Source organism: Bradyrhizobium sp. CCH5-F6 (assembly GCF_001556045.1).
Lineage (GTDB): Bacteria > Pseudomonadota > Alphaproteobacteria > Rhizobiales > Xanthobacteraceae > Bradyrhizobium.
Genome location: NZ_LSIC01000207.1, coordinates 1 through 23,372, shown reverse-complemented (window position 1 = coordinate 23,372; position 23,372 = coordinate 1). Strand labels below are relative to the sequence as shown.

Here is a 23,372-nt window from a genome sequence, read left to right as displayed (position 1 = left end):
CTCGCCATCGCAACCTCCTTCGCTGAAGTGTTGCGACGAACGGTTGAATCCGCCCAGTACTCCGGGGGGCCGCGATCCATCGAGAGGCTGCGGCGTACTGGATTCCCCGCCTCCGCGGGGAATGACAGTGGCGCTGGAGCAGGCGCCTCAATCCACCAGGATCACCCTGATGTCGTTCACGTTCGTCAGCGTCGGGCCCGGCATGAGCAGGTCGCCTGTCGCCTCGAAGAACGAGGTCGCGTCGTTGTTGTCGAGATAGGTCTGCGGGGCGAGCCCCTGCGCCTTCATCTTCGCGAAGGTCGCGGCATCGATCAGCGCGCCGGCGGGGTCGGTCGGGTGGCCGGCGCCGCCGTCGGCGCCGTCGGTGTCTGCGGCGAGCGCAGAGATGCCGGCCGTGTCCTGCAACAGGCCGGCGAGCGCCAGCGCATATTCCTGGTTCGGTCCGCCGCGCCCTTGGCCGCGCACGGTCACCGTGAGCTCGCCGCCGGAGAGGATCGCAACGCGCTTGCCTTGCGCGCGCGCTTGCAGCGCGAGCCTCGCATGATCGGCGGCGACCTCGCGGGCCTCGCCCTCGAGGTCGGCGCCGAGATCGATGGTCTCGTAGCCGGAGGCGCGCGCGAGCTTCACCGCGGCGTCGAGCGACTGCCTGGGCCGCGCGATCAGCTCGAAATGCGCGCGCGCAAAGGCGGCATCGCCCGGCTTGCAGCTCTCGTTGGCGGGATCGTCCAGCGCGCGGCGCACCGCGTCGTCGATGGAGAGCTTGTACTTTGCCACGATCGCGCGCGCATCGGAAAGCGTCGTCGGATCCGGCACGGTGGGACCCGAGGCGATCGCGGAAGGATCGTCATGCGGCACGTCGGAGATCGCGAGCGTCACGATCTCGGCCGCGTTCCTGCCGGCGCGTGCCAGCCGCCCGCCCTTGATCCGCGAGAGGTGCTTGCGCACGACGTTCATCTCGCCGATCGGGGCGCCGGAGCGGAGCAGCGCCTTGTTGACCGCCTGCTTCTGCGCGAAGCTGATGCCGTCCACCGGCGCGATCCAGTTCGCCGAACCGCCGCCGGTGAGCAGCACCAGAAGCAGATCGTCCGGCCCGGCTTCGGCGGCGAGCGCGAGCGTGTCGGCGGCGCCCTTGAGGCCGGCCTCATCAGGCACGGGATGGCCGGCCTCGACCACGCGGATGCGGCGGGTCGGCATGCCATAGCCGTGGCGCGTGGTCGCGATGCCGACGAGGCGTTCCGGCGCCAGCCCCAGCGTGTCGAGATAGTGCCGCTCGGCCGCCGCGGCCATGGCGCCGGCGCCCTTTCCGGCGGCAAGGCAGATCACGCGTCCTTTGGGCGCGGAGCGCAAATGCGGTGCCAGCACGATATTGGGATGGGCGGCGGCGACGGCGGCATCAAAGAGCGCGCGGAGCAAGGGACGGCGGTCGGTCATGGACAATGGCCTTGAGCAGACTGAAGTGGCGGCGACGAGGTCGCCGGTCATCTGCCTACCGCATCGTGCGCCGAATCGTAAGCGGCCTCTGCCACCATTCGATGGTGCAGTCGCGCGATCGCGACCGCCGCAAATGCAAAAGCCCCCCGCGCGCTCGGCGCAGGGGGCCTCGTCGTGTGTTCCAGGCGCTACCCGCCGGCTTCCGCGTTGATCACGTCGCCGAACAGCTCCCACCGCTCGCCCTTGAAGCGTTGCAGCTGCAGTGAGCTGATCGGGGCGAAATCGGTCGCCGACGTGTTGATCTTGATGCCGGGCAGCAGGGCCTCGGTGCGGAAGTCCTTCAGGCTCGCGGCCTGTTTCATGACGTTCGCGCGCGTGAGGTCGTCACCGCAGTTCTTCAGCACCTGGACCAGCGTCTGCGCGACGCCGTAGCCGACGATCGTGCCGCCGTCGGTCTTGTCGCCTTCGGGGAAGTACTTCGTCATGAAGTCGAGGAACGCCTTCATGCCCGCGTCATTGGCCCATTGCGCGTCGGTGGTGTCCTTCAGATAGGCCGCCGAAATGATGCCTTGCGCGTTCTCGAAGCCCGCCGGCTTGATCACGCTTCCGACCGAGGCCGAGACGTTGTTGAGGAAGTGAATCGGCTTCCAGCCGATCTCGGCATTCTTCTTGATCGCCTGCGCCGCGAATTTCGGCGTGGTGATGTTGATGAAGACGTCGGCGCCGGTCGCCTTCAGCTTGACAATGTGATTGTCGATGGTCGGCTCGGACGTCTCGTAGCTTTCCTCCAGTACGATCATGCTCGCGGCCTTGGCGCCGAGGCCGTCCTTCAGGCCCTTCAGGTAGTCCTTGCCGTAATCGTCGTTCTGGTAGAGCACGCCGATCTTGGCGTTCGGCAGCTCCTTCAGGATGTATTTGGCGTAGATCTGCGTTTCGCTCTGGTAGTTGGGCTGCCAGCCCATGGTCCAGGGGAAATTCTGCGGATCGTTCCACTTGGTGGCGCCGGTGGCGACGAACAGCTGCGGCACCTTCTTCGAGTTCATGTATTTCTGGATCGCCGAGTTCGGCGGCGTGCCCAGCGAGTTGAAGACGAGCAGCACTTCGTCGCTCTCGACCAGCTTGCGCGCCTGCTCCACCGTCTTCGGCGGCGAATAGGCGTCGTCATAGCTGATGAAGTTGATCTTGCGGCCGTTGATGCCGCCCTCGTCGTTGACCTTCTTGAAATAGGCGGCCTCGGTGCGCCCGATGATGCCGTAGGCGGAGGCCGGTCCGCTGTAGGGCATGATGTTGCCGATCTTGATCTCGGTGTCGGTCGCGCCGGTATCGTATTTCTTCTGGGCCGATGCAGTTGAGCTCGAAGCCGCGATGAGCGCGAGCGCCAATGACGCGGCCGCAAGCTTGCCGGTGACAGCAGGCATTCCAATCTCCCTGTTTTTCTTGGTGTTGCGTCCCTCTTCTTGTCTCGACTTTTTTTGGCGACGCGTCCGCAATTCAATACGATTTGCGCGACAGCTTCAAGGAAAAGCCCCTGCGGCAAAGCCGCAGGGGCTGCGTCTTTAGTCGATTGGGATGATATCCTCAGCGGATGGTTAAGGTTAGCCGCCGACGTCGCCGCTCAAGACCTCGCCAAATCGCTCCCAATGCTCGCCTTTGAAGCGGATCAGTTGCAACTGCGAGAGCGGCGCGAAATCGGTGGCCGAGGTGTTGACCTTGATGCCCGGCAACAGCCCCGCTGGCTCGAAATTCTTGATGTTGGCGGCCTGTTTCATGATGTTCTCGCGGGTCAGGTTGTCGCCGCAGGCCTTGAGCACGTGCACCAGGCCCTGGCTCACGATGTAGCCATACATCACCGAGGCATCGGCGCGGTTCGCTTCCGGATAGTACTTATCCAGGAATTCGTTCCAGGCGATCATTGCCGGATCGCTCTTCCACTGCGCGTCGGTCGGGTCCTTGAAATATTGCGACGAGATGATGTCCTGCGCGTTCTCGAAGCCGGCCGGCTTGATCACGCTGCCGATCGAGCCCGAGACGTTGTTGAGGAAATGCAGCGGTTTCCAGCCGAGCTCGGCGTTCTTCTTGATCGCCTGCGCCGCGAATTTCGGCGTGGTGATGTTCATGAAGACGTCGGCGCCCGTGGCCTTCAGTCTCACGATGTGGGAGTCGATGGTCGGTTCGGAAACCTCATAGCTGTCCTCGATCACGATCATCGAGGCCGCCTTGGCGCCGAGCCCGTCCTTGAAGCCCTTCAGGTAGTCCTTGCCGTAGTCGTCGTTCTGGTAGAGCACCGCGATCTTGGCGTCCGGCTTGTTCTTCAGGATGTACTTCGCGTAGATGACGGTCTCGCTCTGGTAGTTCGGCTGCCAGCCCATCGTCCACGGGAAGTTCTGCGGATCGTTCCACTTGGTGGCGCCGGTGGCGACGAACAGCTGCGGCACCTTCTTCGAGTTCATGTACTTCTGGATCGCCGTGTTCGGCGGCGTGCCGAGCGAGTTGAAGATCAGCAGCACCTCGTCGCTCTCCACGAGCTTGCGCGCCTGCTCGACGGTCTTCGGCGGCGAGTAGGCGTCGTCATACGAGACGAAGTTGATCTTGCGGCCGTTGATGCCGCCTTCGGCGTTGATCTTGCGGAAGTAGGCTTCCTCGGTCTTGCCGATCACGCCGTAGGCGGAGGCGGGTCCGCTGTAGGGCATGATGTTGCCGATCTTGATTTCGGTGTCGGACGCGCCGGTGTCGTATTTCTTCTGCGCGGACGCTGTCGTGGAAAGGGCGGCAGCCAGCACGAGGGCAGCCGAGAAGGCCCCCAATCGCACATGCATTGCAGGCATCTTGATCTCCCTGGGAAGGTTTGAATGTGTCGATTGTTCTTGTTGGGGGCGATCGTTGTTCGTCGCTCCATCGCGCATTCAATACCTATCCACGGCCGTCAGCAAGGAGAACCCCCTGCATAAGCGTCGCAGGACCGGCGATCTTTCGAAGATGATGCTTAAAATATTCCGGCGCGTGAGATTTGGCGGTCGCAGGTTCGGTGCCGCCTGTAGTTGCCTGGTGAGGAAGCGGCTATCTTGAATTGCGCGACCGCGCCGCTTCAGTGGCCGAGTTCGCTCGAGATGATATCCCCGAACAGCTCCCATTTCCGGCCCTTGAACCGCATCATCTGGAGCTGCTCGATCGGGGCGAAATCGTCCGGCGCGGTATTGATCCTGATGCCGGGCAGCAGCGTATCGGGTTCGAAGTCCTTCAGGCTCGCGGCCTGCTTCATGACGTTCTCGCGGGTGAGATCGTCGCCGCACATCTGCAGCACCTTCACCATGGTCTGCGCGGCGGCATAGCCGAACACGACACCGGCATCGAGCTTGTTGGCCTTGGGGTCATACTGGGCCAGGAAGTTGTAGAACTTCTTCATCCCGTCATCGGCATTCCATTGCGGATCGGAGCCGTCCTTGGCGTAGCTCGCCGACAGGACGTCTTGCGAGATCTCGAATCCCGCCGGTTCGATCACGCCGCCCACCGAGGTCGAGACGTTGGAGATGATGTGGACCGGATGCCAGTTGATCTCCGCCGCCTTCTTGATCGCCTGCGCCGTGAATTTCGGCGTGGTGATGCTGATGAAGACGTCGGCGCCGGAGGCCTTCAGCTTCACGACGCGGTCGTCGATCGCCGGCTCGGAGGTCTCATAGGCTTCTTCCCGCACGATCATCGAGGTCTTGGACCCCAGGCCCTCCTTCAGTCCCTTCAGATAGTCCTTGCCGAAATCATCGTTCTGGTAGAGCACGCCGATCTTTCCGTCCGGCTTCTCCTTCAGGACGTACTTGGCGTAGATGCGCGCCTCGCTGACGTAGCTCGGCTGCCAGCCCATGGTCCAGGGATACTGCTTGGGGTCGTTCCATTTCGAGGCACCGCTCGCCACGAACAATTGCGGCACCTTCTTGTCATTCATGTACTTCCGGATCGCGCTGTTGGTGGAGGTGCCGAGCGAGCCGAATATCAGGAGCACCCCATCGCCTTCGACCAGCTTGCGCGCCTGCTCGACCGTCTTGGGTGGCGAATAGGCGTCGTCATAGGAGATGAACTTGATCTTGCGGCCGTTGATGCCGCCCTCGGCATTGACCTTGTTGAAGTAGGCTTCCTCCGTCTTGCCAATGGCGGCATAGGCGGAGGCCGGTCCGCTATAGGGCATGATGTTACCGATCTTGATCTCGGTATCCGACACGCCGCTGTCGTATTTCTTCTGGGCCAGAACTTCGCTGCTTGATGCAGTGCACAAGGCGAGCGCGGCCCAGAGGGACGCGACCTGGAAGCGAACGGCGGCCATTGTTCTCCTACCCCGGAATGGATCGGTCGCATTGAACAAGATTGACGCCCGTCGTCAACAAAAAGCCCCCGCGGTTGTCCGCGGGGGCTCTTTGCCCGACCTATTGCGTCAGCGCATCATTCGGAGGCGACGTCGCCGCTGATGATCTCGCCGAACAGTTCCCACTTCTCGCCCTTGAAACGCATCATCTGAAGCTGCGAAATCGGCGCGAAGTCGGTGGCGCTGGTGTTGATCTTGACGCCGGGCAGGAGCGTATCCGGCGCAAAGTCCTTCAGGCTCGCCGCCTGCTTCATGAGATTGGCGCGGGTCAGATCGTCACCGCACATCTCCAGCACCTTGGCGAGCGTCGAGGCGGCGCCATAGCCGTAAACCATGCTGGTGTCGGACTTGTCGGCGCCGGGCATGTACTTGTCGACGAACTCGTTCCACCTCTTCATCCCGGGATCGTTGGCCCACTGCGGATCCGTCGAATCCTTGGCATAGGCGGCCGACAGCACGCCCTGCGCGTTTTCGAAGCCGGCCGGCTTCATCACGCTGCCGACCGAGATCGACACGTTGGTGAGGATCTGGAGCGGCTTCCAGTTGAGCTCGGCGGTCTTCTTGATGGTCTGGGCCGCGAACTTCGGCGTGGTGTAGATCAAGAGCACGTCGGGATTGGCCGCCTTGATCTTGACGATGTGGCCGTCGATCGACGGCTCGGAGATCTCGTAGCTCTCTTCCATGATGATCATGGATGCGGCCTTGGCGCCGAGGCCGTCCTTGGTGCCCTTGAGATAGTCTTTGCCGAAATCGTCGTTCTGGTAGAGGATCGCGACCTTCGCGTCCGGCTTCTCTTTCATCAGCCATTTCGCGTAGATCTGCGCTTCGCTCTGGTAGGAGGGCTGCCAGCCGATGGTCCAGGGAAAGTTTTTCGGATCGTTCCACTTGGTCGCGCCTGTCGCGACGAAGAGCTGCGGGATCTTCTTGGCGTTGAGATACTTCTGGATCGCCGTGTTCGACGGCGTGCCCAGCGGATTGAACACGGCCAGCACCTCGTCGCTTTCGACCAGCTTGCGGACCTGCTCGACGGCCTTCGGCGGCGAATAGCCGTCGTCATAGGTCACGAAGTTGATCTTGCGGCCGTTGATGCCGCCCTTGTCGTTGATCATCCTGAAATAGGCCTCTTCGGTCTTGCCGATGATGCCATAGGCCGACGCCGGACCGCTGTACGGCATGATGTTGCCGATCTTGATCTCGGTATCGGACGCGCCGGTGTCGTATTTCTTTTGGGCGAGTGCAGCGCCGGAGGTGAGCGTAACGGCCGCCGTTGCCGTGACCAGCGCGGCGGCTCGCAGTGTTCTTCCAAAAAGCAATTCGGTCTCCTTCTTCAATAGCGCGTTGATGAGAGTCTTCAGTTCTTTCTGAGCTTGCCGGCGAGTTGCTGACCCAGGATCGCGATCTGCCTTGCGCCATGCGGCACGAGGTAGATGACGAGGAACAGCAGCACGCCGAACACCGCGCCGGAGAGGCCCTTGGAGATGCTCTCCGCCATGTTCGGCACGAAGATGATGAAGGCCGCGCCGACGAAGGAGCCGGGCAGCCAGCCGACGCCGCCGACGACCATGCCGAGGAACAGCGAGATCGCGAGCGTGATGGTGTAGCTGTCGGGCGCGACGAACTGCACCGCGATGGCGCCGAGCGAGCCGGCAACGCCGGTGATGCCGGCGGACACCCCGAAGGCCAGGGTCTTGTAGAGCGCGACGTTGACACCCATCGAGGAGGCCGCGATCTCGTTGTCGCGGATCGCCATGAATGCGCGGCCGGAGCGGGAGCGCAGCAGGTTCACCGAGAAGATGTAGATCGCGATCGTTACGGCGAGCGTGAAGTAGTACAGCCACATGTCCTGCGACATCGGAAGGCCGAACGGCGCATCCGGCTTGGTGACGACGAGGCCCTGCACGCCGCCGGTCCAGTGCTCGAGGAAGTTCAGCTTCAACAGCTGCGGCATGGCGGTGGCGAGCGCGAAGGTCGCGAGCGCGAGATAGACGCCCGACAGCCGCAGCGCCGGCTTGCCGAACAGATAACCGAATCCGAAGCAGATCGCGGCGGAGATCGGAATTGTCAGCGCGTAGTTGACGTTGGCGTGCTCCATCAGCACCGCCGACGTATAGGCGCCGACGGCGTAGAACGCGCTCTGGCCGAGCGAGAACTGACCGGAGCCGCCGGTCAGGATGTTCAGCGCCAGCACGGCGAGCCCGTAGATCAGGAGCATCGTCATCTGGAAGATGATGAAGTTCTTGACGAACATCGGCACGATCAGCAGCGCCGCCAGCACCACCAGCGAGGTGCCGGTGCCCAGCGTCATGGCCCGCTTCGGAACCGCCTCGACCGCCTCGTGGCCTTCGGCAACGACTTCTTCTGCAGCGCTCATGATCAAACTCGCTTGACGATGTGCCGGCCGAACAGGCCAGCGGGTTTGACGACCAGGACGGAGATGATCAGCGCGAGCGCGATCGGGAGCTTCAACTCGTTGCCGACGCCGGGAATATAGGTGCCGGCGAGGTTCTCGAAGACGCCCACCAGGAAGCCGCCGACGACGGCGCCGAACGGGCTGCTCAGTCCGCCGAGCACCGCGGCGGCGAAGCCGTAGATCAGGACGCCGCCCATCATGTTGGGCTCGAGGAACACGACCGGGGCGATCAGCATGCCGGCGATCGAGCCGATCGCGGTCGCCATGCCCCAGCCGAGCGCGATCATCCAGCTCGTGTTGATGCCGACGAGGCGGGCCGATTCAGGAACCGAGGCGGCCGCGCGCATCGCAAGGCCGATCCGGGTGTACTGGAAGAAGAAATAGAGGCCGAGCAAGAGCAGCACGGTGACGCCGATCATGCCGGCCTGGTGGGTCGAGATCAGCTGGCTGCCCAGGAAGGGCGAGGAGCCGAACGGGGTCGGGTACTGCTTGATGGTGAAGTCCCAGATCAGGCCGGCCGAGGAGTTGATGATCGCAAACAGCGCGATGAAGCCGGCGACGTTGGTCAGCACCGGCGCCTTGGCGAGCGGTTTGAACAGGATCCGCTCGATCGCGATGCCGGCGGCGAAGGAGAAGGCCAGCGTGACCAGGAAGGCCGCCCAATAGGACAAGCCCCACTGCATCAGCTGCCAGGAGATGAAGGTCGAGAACATCGCCATCTCGCCTTGCGCGAAATTGAGATGATCGATGGCCTGGTAGATCATGACCACGGCGAGCGCCATGCAGGCGTAGATCGCGCCCGTGGCGATGCCGGCCAGGACCTGGTTGGTGAACAGTTCCATTGTCCCGGCTCCCTCAGTAACCCAGATAGGATTTGCGGATTTCTTCGTTGTTCGCGATGTCCTTGGCTTTGCCCGACATCACGATGCGCCCGGTCTCGATCACGTAGGCCTGGTCGGCGAGCTCGAGCGCCAGCTGGGCGTTCTGTTCGACCACCAGAATCGACACCTTGTCCTCGCGGTTGATCTTGCCGAGGATGCCGAACAGGTCGCGCACCACCAGCGGCGCGAGGCCGAAGGACGGCTCGTCCAGCAGCATCAGCCGCGGCCGCAGCATCAGGGCCCGGGCGACCGCGAGCATCTGCTGCTCGCCGCCGGACAGCGTGCCGGCCACCTGGGTGTGCCGCTGCTTCAGCACCGGGAAGTGGGCGTACATGCGCTCGATGTCGGAGACGATGCCGGCGCTGTCCTTGCGGGTGATGGCGCCGAGCTGCAGGTTCTCCTCCACCGTCATGGTGGTGAAGGTGCCGCGGCCCTGCGGCACGTGGGCGATGCCGAACCGCACGATGCTTTCGGTCGAGCGGTTGTTCAGAGGCTTGCCTTCGAACTCGATCGCTCCGGTCGAGCGCACCATGTTGCAGATCGCGCGCAGTGTCGTGGTCTTGCCGGCGCCGTTGGCACCGAGCAGCGTCACCAGCGAGCCCTCGTTGAGCGAGAAGGACAGGCCATGGAGTGCCTGGACCTGGCCGTAATAGGCGCGCAGGTCCTTGACGTTGAGCAGTGTCGTCATTGGTCCTTGCTCCCGAGATACGCCTTGATGACGTCGGGGTCGGCCTGCACCTGGGCGGGCGTCCCCTCCGCAAGCTTCTTGCCGAAATTCAGCGCGACGACGTGGTCGGCGATCGACATCACGAGGCCCATGTGGTGCTCGACCAGGAGCACGGTCATGTGGCGCTCGTCGCGAATGCGACGGATGAGAGCTCCGAGCACGTAGACTTCCTCGTGGTTGAGGCCGCCGGCAGGCTCGTCGAGCAGCAGGATCTTCGGGTCGGCCGCCAGCGCCCGCGCCAGCTCGACCCGCTTCTGCGTACCGAAGGGCAGGCCGGAGACGATGGTGTGGGCGACGTCCTCGAGGTCGAGATAGGCGAGGATCTCGTGCACCTTCTTGTTGACGCTGGTCTCGCTGCGCCGGACCCAGGCCAATCTCAGGGAGTCGCTGATGATGTCGCTGGAGGTCTTCGAATGCGCGCCGACGCGAACGTTGTCCATCACCGAGAGGTTCGGAAACAGCGCCACGTTCTGGAAGGTGCGGCCGATGCCGATCTCGGCGATGCGGTGCGGCGGCCGCGACAGGATGCTCACGCCGTCCATCAGGATGTCGCCGGACGACGGCTGATACAGCCGCGAGAGGCAGTTGAAGAGCGTGGTCTTGCCGGCGCCGTTGGGGCCGATCAAGCCGAGGATCTGGCCCTGGAGCATGTCGAAGGACACGCCGTTGAGCGCGATGATTCCGCCGAACACGACGCTGACGTCGCGAACCGCGAGCAGGGGCGATGCCCCCTGCGCGAGCTGTGCCTGCGTCATCTCGTCTCGCTCACGTCGTTCGATGAGCGATGGGGCGATGCGAGCCGCTCCCGGCGATGACAAAAGCTATCTGAACCCCTCGGCCAAACGTGCAACTTTTCCTCCTGATTTCAGCTTTTTGCTGACGTCTTTTTTTGAATGCGGCATCAGACCCCCGAGTGCCGCTTCGATGTTCCTTACCATCGCAAGCAGACGCGGTCCAATGTCGTTGATCAAACGCTCTTCCGTGAAGCGGAATGCGGGCGCACCGCAATTGAACGCGTAGGGTCCGGTTCCGTCGTTGAGCTTGAGCGCGACGCCGGCGGCACCGATGTCGTCGTGCCAGTCGCCTACGGATATGGCAAAGCCGTATTTCGCCACGGTCTCTCCGGAACGCTCCAATCCGTCGCGCATCTTCGGCCAGCGGCTGCCGTAATGCTCGCGCAGCAGCCGCGAGAGCTCTGCGCGATCATCGGCGTCGAGTGCCCAGAAATAGGCGCGACCCATCGCACTGGTTGCAATCGGCACGCGGGAGCCGACGTCGAGTTGAACGCCGACGGTCTCGCTGCCGCGGCTCTGTCCGAAATAGATCATGCTGTGACGGTCGCGGCCGCCGACCGCGACGGCCCCGCCGGTCGCGCGCATCACCTCTTCGCGGAACGGCTCGGACAAATGCCGAACGCCGAGATTGGCAAGCGCGGCATAACCAAGCGACATCGCCGCGGGCGTGAGCTGGTATTTCTCGAAGCGGGGAACCGGCGCCAGATAACCGAGCTTGGTCAACGTGTAGGTCAGCCGCGACACGGTCGGCTTGGGCAGATTTGTCCGCGCCGCGATTTCCTGATTGCCGAGAAGGCCGTCATTGGGGTGGAATGCGCGCAATACGTCCAGTCCGCGGGAAAGCGCGACGACGAAATTCCGGTCGGTCGCAGTCTTCTTTCCTGTACGCTTCATCCCTGATCTGCTTCTTGCGCGGAGTCGTTGACAACGTCCGTGCTTCAAAATAACCCTGCCGTCAAGATGCGGAATTAAATTCCGCACTGCGAAATCGAACAAAAGCAAATCCCCACCAAGGAGGGACACCGTGAGCGAAGTGGTCAAGCTTGAGCGTCATGATGAGGTCGGCATCGTTACGGTCGACAGTCCTCCGGTCAATGCGCTGAGTGCCGCAGTGCGGGGCGGCATTTTGGAATGCATCAAGGCGGCGATTGCGGATCCCGCGATCAAGGGCATCGTTCTGACCTGCGCCGGCCGCACCTTCATCGCCGGTGCAGACATCACTGAATTCGGCAAGCCGCCGAAGCCGCCGGCCCTCAACGACGTGTTGTCCGAGATCGAGAATTCGCCGAAGCCGGTCGTTGCCGCAATCCATGGCACCGCGCTCGGCGGCGGCCTCGAGGTCGCGCTCGCCTGTCACTACCGCGTCGCGGTAAAAGAAGCCAAGCTCGGCCTGCCCGAGGTGAAGCTGGGCCTGTTGCCGGGCGCCGGCGGCACCCAGCGCCTGCCCCGTGCGGTCGGGCCTGAGCTCGCGGTCAAGATGATCGTCGGCGGTGACCCCATCGGCGCCGCGGAAGCGCTGAAGAACGGCCTGATCGAGGAGATCGTCGAAGGCCCGGCCTCGGGCGGCGAAGCCTTCGTGCGCAAGCTGCTGGCCGAGAAGCGTCCGCTGCGGCGCCTGCGCGACGACGATTCCAAGCTCGCGGCGGCCAAGGCCGACCGCTCGATCTTCACCAATGCCGTCGCCGCAATGACGAAGAAGTCGCGCGGCCTGGAGGCGCCGTTGGCGGCAGCCGACGCCGTCGGCTATGCCATCGACCTTCCGTTCGACGAAGGGCTGAAGAAGGAGCGCGAAGGCTTCCTGAAGCTCGTCGCCAGCGACCAGTCCAAGGCGCAACGCTATGCGTTCTTCGCCGAGCGTGAAGCCGCCAAGATCGCGGGCGTCCCCGAAGGCACCAAGTCGCGCCCCGTTAACCGTGTCGCCATTCTCGGCGCCGGCACCATGGGCGGCGGCATCGCGATGTCGTTTGCCAACGCCGGCATTCCCGTCACCCTGATCGAGACCGCCGAGGAGCAGCTCAAGCGCGGCATGGGCGTCATGCAGAAGAACTGGGAAGCCACCGCGGCCCGCGGCGGCATCCCGGCCGATGCGCCGGCCAAGCGCATGGCGCTGATCGACGGCAAGGTCGGCATCGAGAATGTCGGTGATGCCGATCTCGTCATCGAGGCCGTGTTCGAGACCATGGCGGTGAAGAAGGAGGTGTTCGGCAAGCTCGACCAGTACGCCAAGCCCGGCGCCGTGCTCGCCTCCAACACCTCCTACCTCAACATCGACGAGATAGCGAAGTCGACCAAGCGTCCGCAAGACGTGCTCGGCATGCACTTCTTCTCGCCGGCCAACGTCATGAAGCTGTGCGAGATCGTGCGCGCCGACAAGACCGCGCCGGACGCGCTGGTGACCGCCGTGACCATTGCCCGCAAGATCGCAAAGGTGCCGGCCGTGGTCGGCGTCTGCGATGGTTTCGTCGGCAACCGCATGCTCGCCCAGCGCGGCAAGCAGTCCGAGAAGCTGCTGTTCGAAGGCGCGCTGCCGCAGCAGGTCGACGCCGTCGTCACCAAGTTCGGCATGCCGATGGGGCCGTTCGCGATGGGCGACCTCGCCGGCCTCGACATCGGCTGGCGCTCGCGGAAGGACCGCGGCATCAAGTCCGAGATCGCGGACGCGCTGTGCGAAGCCGGCCGCTTCGGCCAGAAGACCGGCAAAGGCTACTACAAGTATGAAGCCGGCTCTCGCGCCCCGCTGCCCGATCCCGAGGTCGAGAAGCTGATCGACGAGACGCTGCTGCGTCTCGGCCGCAAGAAGCGCGTCGTCAGCGACGAGGAGATCCTCGAGCGCATGATGTATCCGATGATCAACGAGGGCGCGAAGATCCTCGAAGAAGGCATCGCGGCCCGTCCCTCAGACATCGACGTGGTCTGGCTCTATGGCTATGGCTGGCCGATCTATCGCGGTGGCCCGATGTTCTGGGCCGACAGCGTCGGCCTCAAGCACATCGCCGATCGCCTTTCCTTCTACGCCAAGGAGACCAACGATCCGAGCCTTGAGCCTGCCCCGCTGCTGAAGAAGCTTGCGGCCGAAGGCAAGACGTTCGCCTCGCTCGCGGCGGCGTCGAAGGCGGCGTGAGGGAGCTTGTGCTCCAACTCTCAGTCATTCCGGGGCGCCCGTAGGGCGAACCCGGAATCCCGAGATTCCGGGTTCGATGCTTCGCATCGCCCCGGAATGACGGTCTGTGGTTCAAGGAAGCAATGACCCATCCCGGCGAACAGTTCTATCCCGAGGGCGTGCGGTGGGACGACACCATCGACCAGGGCTCGCTGCCCGACCTGCTGTCGAAGGCCGCCGCTGAGTACGGTCCGCGCACGGCGCTGGAATTCAGGGATCGTCCGATCAGCTACGCCGAGCTCGCCGCGATGGCCGAGCGCGCGGCCGCGGCGTTTCTTCGCGAGGGCATCGGCAAGAACTCTTCCGTCGCGCTGTTCCTCGGCAATACGCCGGACCATCCCGTCAATTTCTTCGGCGCGCTCAAGGCCGGCGCACGCGTCGCGCATCTCTCGCCGCTCGACGGCGAGATTGCACTGACCCACAAGGTCTCGGACTCCGGCTCGCGCCTGCTCGTCACCTCGAATCTCCAGGCGCTGTTGCCGACCGCGCTGAAATTCCTGGAGAAAGGGCTGATCGACCGCCTCGTCGTTTGCGAGGACGATCATTGGGGCAAGGTCGGCACGGCGCAGGCGGCGATCCCCGATGATCCCCGCATCGTCACCTTCAAGGCCTTCGTCGAGGGCGCGAATGCGCCGTCAGAGTGGCCGAACGTGACGGCCGACGACGTCGCGTTGTTGCAATATACCGGCGGCACCACCGGCCTGCCCAAGGGCGCCATGCTGACACACGGCAATCTGACTTCCGCGGTGTCGATTTACGACGTCTGGGGCAAGCCGTCGCGCGCCGCGCGCGGCGACGTCATCGAGCGCGTGATCTGCGTGCTGCCGCTGTTCCACATCTATGCGCTCACCGTGGTGCTCTTGTCCTCGCTCAGCCGCGGCAATCTCATCTCGCTGCACCAGCGCTTCGACGTCGAAGCGGTGATGCGCGACATCGAGGTCAAGCGCGCGACGTATTTCCCGGGCGTGCCGACGATGTGGATCGCGATCGCGGCGCTGCCCGATCTCGACAAGCGCGACTTCTCCTCGCTCGCCACCATCGGCTCCGGCGGCGCGCCGCTGCCGGTGGAGATCGCGAACTTCTTCGAGCGCAAGGTGGGCAAGAAGCTGCGCAGCGGCTGGGGCATGACCGAGACCTGCTCGCCCGGCACCGGGCACCCGCCCACGGGCCCGGACAAGCCCGGCTCGATCGGCCTGATGCTGCCCGGTATCGAGCTCGACGTCGTCGCGCTCGACGATTCCCGGCGCGTGCTGCCGCCGGGCGAAGTCGGCGAGATCCGCATCAAGGGTCCGAACGTCACCAACGGTTACTGGAATAGGCCGGAAGGATCCGCGGATGCCTTCGTCGACGGCCGCTTCCTCACCGGCGACATCGGCTATGTCGATACCGACGGCTATTTCTTCCTGGTCGATCGCAAGAAGGACATGATCATCTCCGGCGGCTTCAACGTCTATCCGCAGATGATCGAGCAGGCGATCTACACGATATCAGGCGTGCACGAGGTGATCGTGCTCGGCATCCCCGACCAGTATCGCGGCGAGGCCGCAAAGGCCTTCATCAAGCTGAAACCCGGCGCAAAAGCGTTCTCGCTCGACGAGCTGCGCGCGCAGCTCAATGGCAAGCTCGGCAAGCACGAACTGCCGGCCGCGGTCGAGTTCGTCGACGATCTGCCGCGCACGCCGGTCGGAAAGCTGTCGCGCCACGAGTTGCGCCAGCAGCAGAAACCGTCACAATCCGCTCAACAACTGCCAGGAGGTCGCTCTTGACCGACGCCGTCATCGTTTCCACCGCCCGCACCCCGATCGGCAAGGCCTATCGCGGCGCGCTCAACGCCACCGAGGGCGCAACGCTGCTCGGCCACGCCATCGGCGAGGCCGTCGCACGCGCCAAGGTCGACCCGAAGGAGATCGAGGACGTCGTGATGGGCGCCGCGCTCCAGCAGGGCGCGACCGGGGGCAACATCGCGCGCAAGGCGCTGCTGCGCGCCGGCCTGCCCGTCACGGTCGCCGGCACCACCATCGACCGGCAATGCGCCTCCGGCCTGCAAGCCATCGCGCTCGCCGCGCGTTCGGTGCTCTTCGACGGCGTCGAGATCGCGGTCGGCGGTGGCGGCGAGTCGATTTCGCTGGTGCAGAACGACAAGATGAACGGCTTCCACGCGCAGGACCCCGCGCTGCTGAAGATCAAGGGCGAGGTCTACATGCCCATGATCGACACCGCGGAAGTCGTCGCCAAGCGCTACGGCATCTCGCGCGAACGCCAGGACGAATATTCGCTGGAGAGCCAGCGCCGCACCGCTGCCGCGCAGCAGGGCGGCAAGTTCAAGGACGAGATCGCCCCGATCACCACGCAAATGGCGATCACCGACAAAGCGACCGGCGCCGTCTCGATGAAGGAGGTCACGCTGTCGCAGGACGAAGGTCCGCGCCCGGAAACCACCGCTGAAGGCCTCGCCGGTCTCAAGCCCGTGCGTGGCGACGGCTTCACCGTCACCGCCGGCAATGCCAGCCAGCTCTCCGACGGCGCCAGCGCCTGCGTGATCATGAGCGACAAGGAGGCGGCCAAACGCGGCCTCAAGCCGCTCGGCATCTTCCGCGGCTTCGTCTCCGCCGGCTGCGAGCCGGACGAGATGGGCATCGGCCCGGTCTTCGCCGTGCCGCGCCTTTTGAAGCGCCACGGCCTCACCGTCGACGACATCGGCCTGTGGGAGCTCAACGAGGCCTTCGCGGTGCAGGTGCTGTATTGCCGCGACAAGCTCGGCATCGACCCCGAGAAGATCAACGTCGACGGCGGCGCGATCGCGGTCGGCCATCCCTACGGCATGTCGGGCGCGCGCCTCACCGGCCACGCCTTGATCGAAGGCCGCCGCCGCAAGGCCAAATACGCGGTCGTCACCATGTGCGTCGGCGGCGGCATGGGCGCCGCCGGGTTGTTCGAGGTGTTGCAGTAATTCACCGTCGTCCTGCGGACGACGAAACAAAGAAGCTCACAGGAGGATCCGATGGATCTCGCATTCACGAAGGAAGAGCAGGCGTTTCGCGAGGAAGTAAGGCAGTTCTTCCGCGACAACGTGCCGCCGGAGACGCGGCGCAAGATGGTCGAAGGCCGTCATCTCTCCAAGGACGAGATGGTGACGTGGTGGCGCATCCTCAACAAGAAGGGCTGGGGCGTCAGCCACTGGCCGAAGGAATATGGCGGCACGGGGTGGACCGCCGTGCAGCACTACATCTTCAACGAGGAGCTCCAGGCTCACCCGGCGCCGCAGCCGCTCGCCTTCGGCGTCAGCATGGTCGGCCCCGTGATCTACACTTTCGGCAACGAGGAGCAGAAGAAGAAATACCTGCCGCGCATCGCCAATGTCGACGATTGGTGGTGCCAGGGCTTCTCCGAGCCCGGCTCCGGCTCCGACCTCGCCTCGCTCAAGACCAGGGCCGAGCGCAAGGGCGACAAGTGGATCATCAACGGCCAGAAGACCTGGACCACGTTGGCCCAGCACGCCGACATGATCTTCTGCCTCTGCCGCACCGACAACAACGCCAAGAAGCAGATGGGCATCTCCTTCATCGTGTTCTCGATGAAGTCGAAGGGCGTCACCGTGCGCCCGATCCAGACCATCGATGGCGGCCATGAGGTCAACGAGGTGTTCTTCGACGACGTCGAGGTGCCCTACGAGAACCTGATCGGCGAGGAGAACAAGGGCTGGGACTACGCCAAGTTCCTGCTCGGCAACGAGCGCACCGGCATCGCCCGCGTCGGCGTCTCCAAGGAGCGCATCCGCCGCATCAAGGATCTCGCCGCCAAGGTCGAATCCGGCGGCAAGCCGATCCTGCAGGATCCCGCGTTCCGCGAGAAGCTGGCGGCCTGCGAGATCGAGCTGAAGGCGCTCGAGCTGACCCAGCTCCGTGTCGTCGCCGATGAAGGCAAGCACGGCAAGGGCAAGCCCAATCCGGCTTCGTCCGTGCTCAAGATCAAGGGCTCCGAGATCCAGCAGACCACCACCGAGCTGCTCATGGAAGTGATCGGCCCGTTCGCCGCGCCCTACGACGTGCACGGCGACGACGGCTCGAACGAAACCATGGACTGGACCGCCCAGATCGCGCCGAGCTACTTCAACAACCGCAAGGTCTCGATCTACGGCGGCTCCAACGAGATCCAGCGCAACATCATCGCCAAGGCGGTGCTGGGGCTGTGATCTGCTCCCTCTCCGCGGAGGCGGGGAGGCAATTTTCACCGTCATTCCGGGGCGCGACGAAGTCGCGAGCCCGGAATCCATCGGGCCGCATACGCTGAGGCGAAATGGATTCCGGGCCTGGCCCTTCGGGCCATCCCGGAATGACGAAGCCAAATAGTCCGGGTACGAGGAACCAAAGAAATGGATTTTGACCTGAACGAGGAGCAGCGGCTTCTCAAGGAAAGCATCGACGGCCTGCTGACCGATTCCTACGATTTCGATCAGCGCAAGAAGTACATGAAGGAGAAGGGCGGCTGGAGCAGGACGGTCTGGCTCAAGCTCGCCGAGCAGGGCCTATTGGGCCTGCCCTTCGCAGAGGCCGATGGCGGCTTCGGCGGCGGCGGCGTCGAGACCATGATCGTGATGGAGGCGCTCGGCAAGGCGCTGGTGCTCGAGCCTTATCTCGCAACGGTCGTGATCGGCGGCGGCTTCCTGCGCCATGCCGGCACCGAGGCGCAGAAGGCCGCGCACGTGCCAGGGATCATCGACGGCAGCAAGACGCTCGCCTTCGCCCAGCTCGAGAAGAACTCGCGCTACGATCTGTTCGACGTCGCCACGACGGCGAAGAAGAAGGGCGACGGCTGGGTGATCGACGGCGAGAAGTTCGTCGTGCTCAACGGCGAGAACGCCGACACGCTGGTCGTCACCGCGCGCACCAAGGGCGCACGCCGCGACAAGACCGGAATCGGCGTGTTCCTGGTCCCCGCCGACGCAAAGGGCGTCGGCAGGAAGGGCTATCCGACCCAGGACGGCCTGCACGCCGCCGACATCACCTTCACCGGCGTCGAAATCGGTCCCGACGCGGTGCTCGGCAATCCCGAGGACTCGCTGGCGCTGATCGAGCGCGTCGTCGACGAAGCCCGCATCGCGCTCTGCGCCGAGGCGGTCGGCCTGATGGACGAATCGCTCAAGACCACGGTCGAGTACATCAAGACGCGAAAGCAGTTCGGCGTCGCGATCGGCTCGTTCCAGTCGCTGCAGCACCGCGCCTCCGACATGTTCGTCGCGGCCGAGCAGGCGCGCTCGATGTCGATGTTCGCGACCATGGCTGGCGATTTCGAGGACGCCAGTGAGCGCAGCAACGCCATCGCCGCCGCCAAGGTGCAGATCGGCAAGTCGGCCAAGTTCGTCGGCCAGCAGTCGATCCAGCTGCACGGCGGCATCGGCATGACCATGGAGGCGAAGATCGGCCACTACTTCAAGCGCCTCACCATGATCGAGAACACCTTCGGCGACACCGAATACCACCAGCGCCGCGTCGCCGATGCCGGCGGGTTGATCTGATCTAGATCACACGAGGACTGTCATGCCCCGGCTTGACCGGGGCATCCAGTACTCCGCGGCGGCAGTTGGTCCAGGCAACTTCAGCCGCGGAGTACTGGATCGCCCGATCAAGTCGGGCGATGACACCGAACAAGCGGACGCAGCGGAGAGCAACCCCCATGAAAAACACCCCGTTCGATCTCACGGGCAAGGTCGCCGTGGTCACCGGCTCCAGCCGCGGCATCGGCCGTTCCTCCGCCGAGCTCCTGGCGAAGCTGGGCGCCAAGGTCGTTGTCTCCTCGCGCAAGGCCGACGCCTGCAAGGAGGTTGCCGACGGCATCAACGCATCCGGCGGCGATGCGACCGTCATCCCCTGCAACATCGCGCGCAAGGTCGAGGTCGAGGCCCTGATCGCGGGCGCGACGAAGCATTATGGCAAGATCGACATCCTCGTCTGCAACGCCGCCGTCAATCCTTACTATGGCCCGCTGCTCGACATCACCGACGAAGCCTTCGACAAGATCATGGGCAGCAACGTCAAGAGCAACATCTGGCTCTCCGCGCTCGCGATCCCGCAGATGGCCGAACGCGGCAACGGCTCCGTCGTCATCATCTCGTCGATCGGCGGCCTGCGCGGCTCCACCGTGATCGGCGCCTACGGCATCTCGAAAGCCGCCGACTTCGCGCTGTGCCGCTCGCTCGCCGGCGAATGGGGCCCGAAAGGCGTCCGCGTCAACTGCATCGCGCCCGGCCTCGTCAAGACCGACTTCGCCCGCGCCCTGTGGGAGGACGAAGCCAATCTGAAGCGCCGCACCGCCACCACGCCGCTCCGCCGCATCGGCGAGCCCGAGGAGATCGCCGGCGCCGTCGCCTACCTCGCCTCCGATGCCTCGAGCTTCATGACCGGCCAGACCATCGTCATCGACGGCGGCGTCACAACGGCGGCGGTGTAGTCGCTGCTGCTCGCGCGCCCAGCGCCCGTTCCATGGCGCGGACGACGATCAAGGCCGATCGTTCATCGAGATGCACGCCGTCGGCCCAGCGCAGCTCGCCCATCGGCGGCTCGACCCGCAGCCAGAGCGCGCGATCCGGGAAGGCTTCCTCGACGATCTCCCGCGTCGTTCGAACCAGGCGGGTGTCCTCGATCTCCGGTGCGAAGGGGACGTGCATGAGGAAGACGCGGCTTCCGCGCCGTTGCAGATCGTCGATGAGCCGTCGGATGCGGACCGCATTCGCGCGTGCCGGCGCGGTCGGATCGCCGTCGTTCATCTGCTCCCGCGCGCGGTCGAGATAGACCTTGTTGTCGAAGGTGTCAGGCGGTTGGCTGAGCAGGCGATCGTGCTCTGCGCGCGCCTGGACGGCATCGGGGGCGGCGTGATTCCAGGTTTCGTACGCCGCGACCGCCGTTCGCACCGGGCGCAGCAGCGTGTCCCCGCGCGCGCCGCCTGAGAACGTCTCGGTCAACGCGCGGTCGGCCTCGCGCGACAGAATGTTGGTCTCGATCAGGACGACCTTGGGCAGGCGTGCCTGCCCTGCGACGATCTCGAGCCCGGTCACCGGCGAGCCTCCGGCAAGCGCCAGGTTGCGGACGCGGGGCAGCGAGAAATACTCCTCCTTGAGACGCCACGTCACCGAGCTGCCGACCAGCACGATGTCGGGCGTGGGCTCCCGCACATAGCGGTTGAGGGTGACGAGGCTGCCGTCGCGGGTGGTGACGGCCGGCTGTTGCAGCGCCGAGCCGAAGCGCGCGGTGGCAAGACCGCAGGCGAGCAACAGCGTCGCCGCGACGCACGCACCCTTGATCATCCACGAAAGCGTTGATTCCTGCCGCATGTCAGAACTGGAAGTAGATGAACGCGCTGTCGGGCCCCGCTTCGAGATAAGCGAGCGCCGCCAGCGCACCATAGAGATAGGGCTCCCATTGCCGCAACCGCCCTTCGACGAACGCGCCGATGCCGATATGCTGGATGATCACCGGCAAGGCGTAGAGCAAGGCGAGATTGGTGAACAGTTTTGGCGGATTGGGGACGTCGGTCGCGATGAACATCCCCTTGAGGTAGCCGAGCGCGTGGTCGAAATTCGGCAGCTTGAAGAAGATCCAGAGCATCGTCACGCAGAAGAAGACGATGCCCATCCGGATCACCCGGACCGCAGCACTCCTGTCGCCGATGAGCTTCAGGAACGGCCGCTCGATGACGAGCAGCAGCCCGTGCGCCATGCCCCACAACGCGTAGCTCAGGCTCGCGCCATGCCAGAGCCCGCCCAGCGTCATCACGATCATCAGGTTGAGATAGGTGCGCCCCACGCCATGCCGGTTGCCGCCGAGGGGAATGTACAGGTAGGTCCTGAGCCAGGTCGACAGGGAGATGTGCCAGCGCGTCCAGAACTCCGAGAACGATGTCGAGATGTAGGGCAGGTTGAAATTCACGGGCAGGCGGTAGCCGAACAGCAGGCCGAGACCGAGCGCGATTGCCGAGTAGCCGAAGAAGTCGGCATAGATCTGGTAGCTGTAGAGGAACACGAGCAACCAGCGGTCCTGCGTGCGCAGCGCCTCGTAGAGCGGGAAGTCCATATGCGACGTCATCTCGTTGAGATTGTTCGCCACATACAGCTTGAAGAAATAGCCGACGAGAATCCATTTCGCGGCCTCGACGAAGGCGACGTCGCCGATCCGCTTGGGCACGATCTGCGGCATGAACTGGGCCGCGCGCGTGATCGGTCCGGACACCAGCTGCGGGAAGAAGATGATGTAGAGGAACACGTCGCGCAGGGGCACGCTGCGCTTCTCGCGCGTCAGATCGACCAGCAGGCTGATGTTGTGGAACACGAAGAACGAGATGCCGATCGGCAGCGGCAGCCGCAGCAGGAAATCGACCGGCGCGACGCCGGTCAGAGGGGCGGCGCCGGCGCCGACGAACAGGAACTTGTACTTGAAGAACGCCAGCAGGCCGAGATTGAAGACGATGCCGGCCGGCATCCAGACGGCGCGATTCTCGAACGCGAGCACCAGGCAGACATAAGTGCCGAGCACCGCGACGAGCAGCAACGGTAGCAACTCGGGCTGGCCGAAACCGTAGAAGAACACGCTCGCCAGCACCAGCAGCTGCACCTGGAAGCGCCGCAGCGGAGCCAAGTAATAGGCGCCAAACACCACCGCGACGAAGATGCCGAACTGATAGGAAGTGAATGTCATGCCGCCCCGTCTTGCCCGGCGAGGCGTTTAGCATTTTGGTCGGGATGGTCATAGCCTTGCGAGCCATGCAGGGATGCAACTTTTGGTTGCTGGCATGAGCGGCGTTGTTTACCCTCCCCTGGAGGGGGAGGGTCGCTGCGCATGTAATGCGCAGCGGGGTGGGGTGAAGCCGCAAAGATGGTGTCAACATCAATCCGACGCAACGCCGCGAAAAAGCTGAGGGCGAATACAACACCACATGAGCGGATCCTGTGGCGTGCCCTCAAGGAATTGCCGATCGAGGGCTCACACTTCCGCCGTCAAGCGCCGATCGGTCCATACATCGTCGACTTCTTCTGCCCCGCCAAGCGTCTCATCATCGAGCTCGACGGCGGCCACCACAATGAAGACGCCGTGGCCGCACGCGACCTCGACCGCCAACGCTGGCTCGAACACGAAGGTTACCGCGTCATCCGGTTTTGGAATTCGGAGATCACAGGAGATCTGACAGCAGTTCTCGAACGAATCTATGTCGAGCTCTACGGATCGCGCGAAGCCGAGACTACGCCGCTGAAGCATCGCCGAACTTAGCGAATCGGGCGCTCTTCTCTTACCCTCCCCTGGAGGGGGAGGGTCGGCTCACATTGAGCGTAGCGAAATGTGAGACGGGGTGTGGGGTGACGGTCTCTCCACATCCGACACCGCCCGTGTTGAGAGATCACCCCACCCCGCTCGCGCTTCGCGCGATCGACCACGGGCGAGCTACGCTCGTCCCGGACCCCTCCAGGGGAGGGTAGGAAGCGCGCCGCGGTCATCCAGTCTTGACCTTCCGCCTCCAATCCGCTCCCTTTGCCGCGACACAATCATCCCCCAGGGAAAATGCCAGGGTAAGCCGCCTGAACTTCCTCCGAATGAGTGGACACCTGTAGTAGGCTCGTTGAGCCTGGAGGTG

The 23,372-nt window shown here is 64.2% G+C and carries 19 protein-coding genes; 7 read left to right on the top strand and 12 right to left on the bottom strand.

The window, feature by feature from the left end; genetic code table 11:
- Positions 1 to 147 precede the first annotated feature (147 nt).
- The 10 genes from AX729_RS36675 to AX729_RS36630 all read right to left on the bottom strand — a co-directional run bounded on the left by AX729_RS36675 (position 148) and on the right by AX729_RS36630 (position 11,488).
- Positions 148 to 1,431 carry a glycerate kinase type-2 family protein gene (locus tag AX729_RS36675; protein ID WP_061029606.1) on the bottom strand — a complete coding sequence of 428 codons (1,284 nt, stop codon included), beginning with the start codon at positions 1,429 to 1,431 and terminating at the stop codon, positions 148 to 150.
- A gap of 188 nt (positions 1,432 to 1,619) precedes the next feature.
- A complete protein-coding gene (locus tag AX729_RS36670) occupies positions 1,620 to 2,849 on the bottom strand; it encodes an ABC transporter substrate-binding protein (protein WP_061029604.1) in 1,230 nt (409 codons plus the stop codon).
- A gap of 177 nt (positions 2,850 to 3,026) precedes the next feature.
- Positions 3,027 to 4,256, bottom strand: a complete 1,230-nt coding sequence (locus AX729_RS36665) for an ABC transporter substrate-binding protein (RefSeq protein ID WP_061029603.1) — start codon at positions 4,254 to 4,256, stop codon at positions 3,027 to 3,029.
- Positions 4,257 to 4,516: 260 nt separating this feature from the next.
- Positions 4,517 to 5,743: an ABC transporter substrate-binding protein gene (locus AX729_RS36660; protein WP_061029601.1), complete on the bottom strand. Its 1,227-nt coding sequence runs from the start codon at positions 5,741 to 5,743 to the stop codon at positions 4,517 to 4,519.
- A 116-nt stretch (positions 5,744 to 5,859) separates the two neighbouring features.
- Complete coding sequence (locus tag AX729_RS36655; RefSeq protein WP_061029608.1) at positions 5,860 to 7,095, bottom strand: ABC transporter substrate-binding protein; 1,236 nt, start codon at positions 7,093 to 7,095, stop codon at positions 5,860 to 5,862.
- Between the two features lie 38 nt (positions 7,096 to 7,133).
- Positions 7,134 to 8,153, bottom strand: coding sequence for a branched-chain amino acid ABC transporter permease (locus AX729_RS36650; RefSeq protein ID WP_061029598.1), 1,020 nt, complete (start codon positions 8,151 to 8,153; stop codon positions 7,134 to 7,136).
- A gap of 2 nt (positions 8,154 to 8,155) precedes the next feature.
- Positions 8,156 to 9,034, bottom strand: a complete 879-nt coding sequence (locus AX729_RS36645) for a branched-chain amino acid ABC transporter permease (RefSeq protein WP_061029596.1) — start codon at positions 9,032 to 9,034, stop codon at positions 8,156 to 8,158.
- Between the two features lie 13 nt (positions 9,035 to 9,047).
- The gene (locus AX729_RS36640) at positions 9,048 to 9,761 is read right to left on the bottom strand and encodes an ABC transporter ATP-binding protein (RefSeq protein ID WP_025033919.1); all 714 of its coding nucleotides are present in this window, start codon (positions 9,759 to 9,761) and stop codon (positions 9,048 to 9,050) included.
- Complete coding sequence (locus AX729_RS36635) at positions 9,758 to 10,555, bottom strand: ABC transporter ATP-binding protein (protein WP_061029595.1); 798 nt, start codon at positions 10,553 to 10,555, stop codon at positions 9,758 to 9,760. Before AX729_RS36635 ends, AX729_RS36640 begins: the two co-directional genes overlap by 4 nt.
- Positions 10,556 to 10,621: 66 nt before the next feature.
- A complete protein-coding gene (locus AX729_RS36630; RefSeq protein ID WP_061029593.1) occupies positions 10,622 to 11,488 on the bottom strand; it encodes an IclR family transcriptional regulator in 867 nt (288 codons plus the stop codon).
- Between the two features lie 130 nt (positions 11,489 to 11,618).
- Here AX729_RS36630 and AX729_RS36625 point away from each other — a divergent pair, with 130 nt between their 5' ends.
- The 6 genes from AX729_RS36625 (at position 11,619) to AX729_RS36600 (ending at position 20,201) form a co-directional block, all read left to right on the top strand.
- The gene (locus AX729_RS36625) at positions 11,619 to 13,715 is read left to right on the top strand and encodes a 3-hydroxyacyl-CoA dehydrogenase NAD-binding domain-containing protein (protein WP_061029591.1); all 2,097 of its coding nucleotides are present in this window, start codon (positions 11,619 to 11,621) and stop codon (positions 13,713 to 13,715) included.
- Between the two features lie 122 nt (positions 13,716 to 13,837).
- Complete coding sequence (gene pimA / locus AX729_RS36620) at positions 13,838 to 15,520, top strand: dicarboxylate--CoA ligase PimA (RefSeq protein WP_061029588.1); 1,683 nt, start codon at positions 13,838 to 13,840, stop codon at positions 15,518 to 15,520.
- Positions 15,517 to 16,704, top strand: a complete 1,188-nt coding sequence (locus tag AX729_RS36615; RefSeq protein WP_061029586.1) for an acetyl-CoA C-acyltransferase — start codon at positions 15,517 to 15,519, stop codon at positions 16,702 to 16,704. Before pimA ends, AX729_RS36615 begins: the two co-directional genes overlap by 4 nt.
- 51 nt (positions 16,705 to 16,755) lie before the next feature.
- On the top strand, positions 16,756 to 17,946 hold the full coding sequence (gene pimC / locus AX729_RS36610; protein WP_061029584.1) for a pimeloyl-CoA dehydrogenase large subunit: 1,191 nt from the start codon (positions 16,756 to 16,758) through the stop codon (positions 17,944 to 17,946).
- Positions 17,947 to 18,126: 180 nt separating this feature from the next.
- Entirely contained in the window at positions 18,127 to 19,269 is a 1,143-nt protein-coding gene (pimD, locus tag AX729_RS36605) for a pimeloyl-CoA dehydrogenase small subunit (protein ID WP_061029582.1), read from the top strand.
- A 158-nt stretch (positions 19,270 to 19,427) separates the two neighbouring features.
- Complete coding sequence (locus tag AX729_RS36600; protein WP_061029580.1) at positions 19,428 to 20,201, top strand: SDR family NAD(P)-dependent oxidoreductase; 774 nt, start codon at positions 19,428 to 19,430, stop codon at positions 20,199 to 20,201.
- Here AX729_RS36600 and AX729_RS36595 read toward each other — a convergent pair.
- Both AX729_RS36595 and AX729_RS36590 read right to left on the bottom strand, forming a co-directional pair.
- Positions 20,182 to 21,054, bottom strand: a complete 873-nt coding sequence (locus AX729_RS36595; RefSeq protein ID WP_156457406.1) for a hypothetical protein — start codon at positions 21,052 to 21,054, stop codon at positions 20,182 to 20,184. The genes AX729_RS36600 and AX729_RS36595 overlap by 20 nt on opposite strands.
- A 28-nt stretch (positions 21,055 to 21,082) precedes the next feature.
- Positions 21,083 to 22,441 (bottom strand): MBOAT family O-acyltransferase, encoded by a 1,359-nt coding sequence (locus tag AX729_RS36590; RefSeq protein WP_061029576.1) that lies wholly within the window; start codon positions 22,439 to 22,441, stop codon positions 21,083 to 21,085.
- A 177-nt stretch (positions 22,442 to 22,618) separates the two neighbouring features.
- On the opposite strand from AX729_RS36590, the gene AX729_RS36585 reads away from it, so the two are divergent.
- Positions 22,619 to 23,011: an endonuclease domain-containing protein gene (locus AX729_RS36585; protein ID WP_061029574.1), complete on the top strand. Its 393-nt coding sequence runs from the start codon at positions 22,619 to 22,621 to the stop codon at positions 23,009 to 23,011.
- Positions 23,012 to 23,372 lie beyond the last annotated feature (361 nt).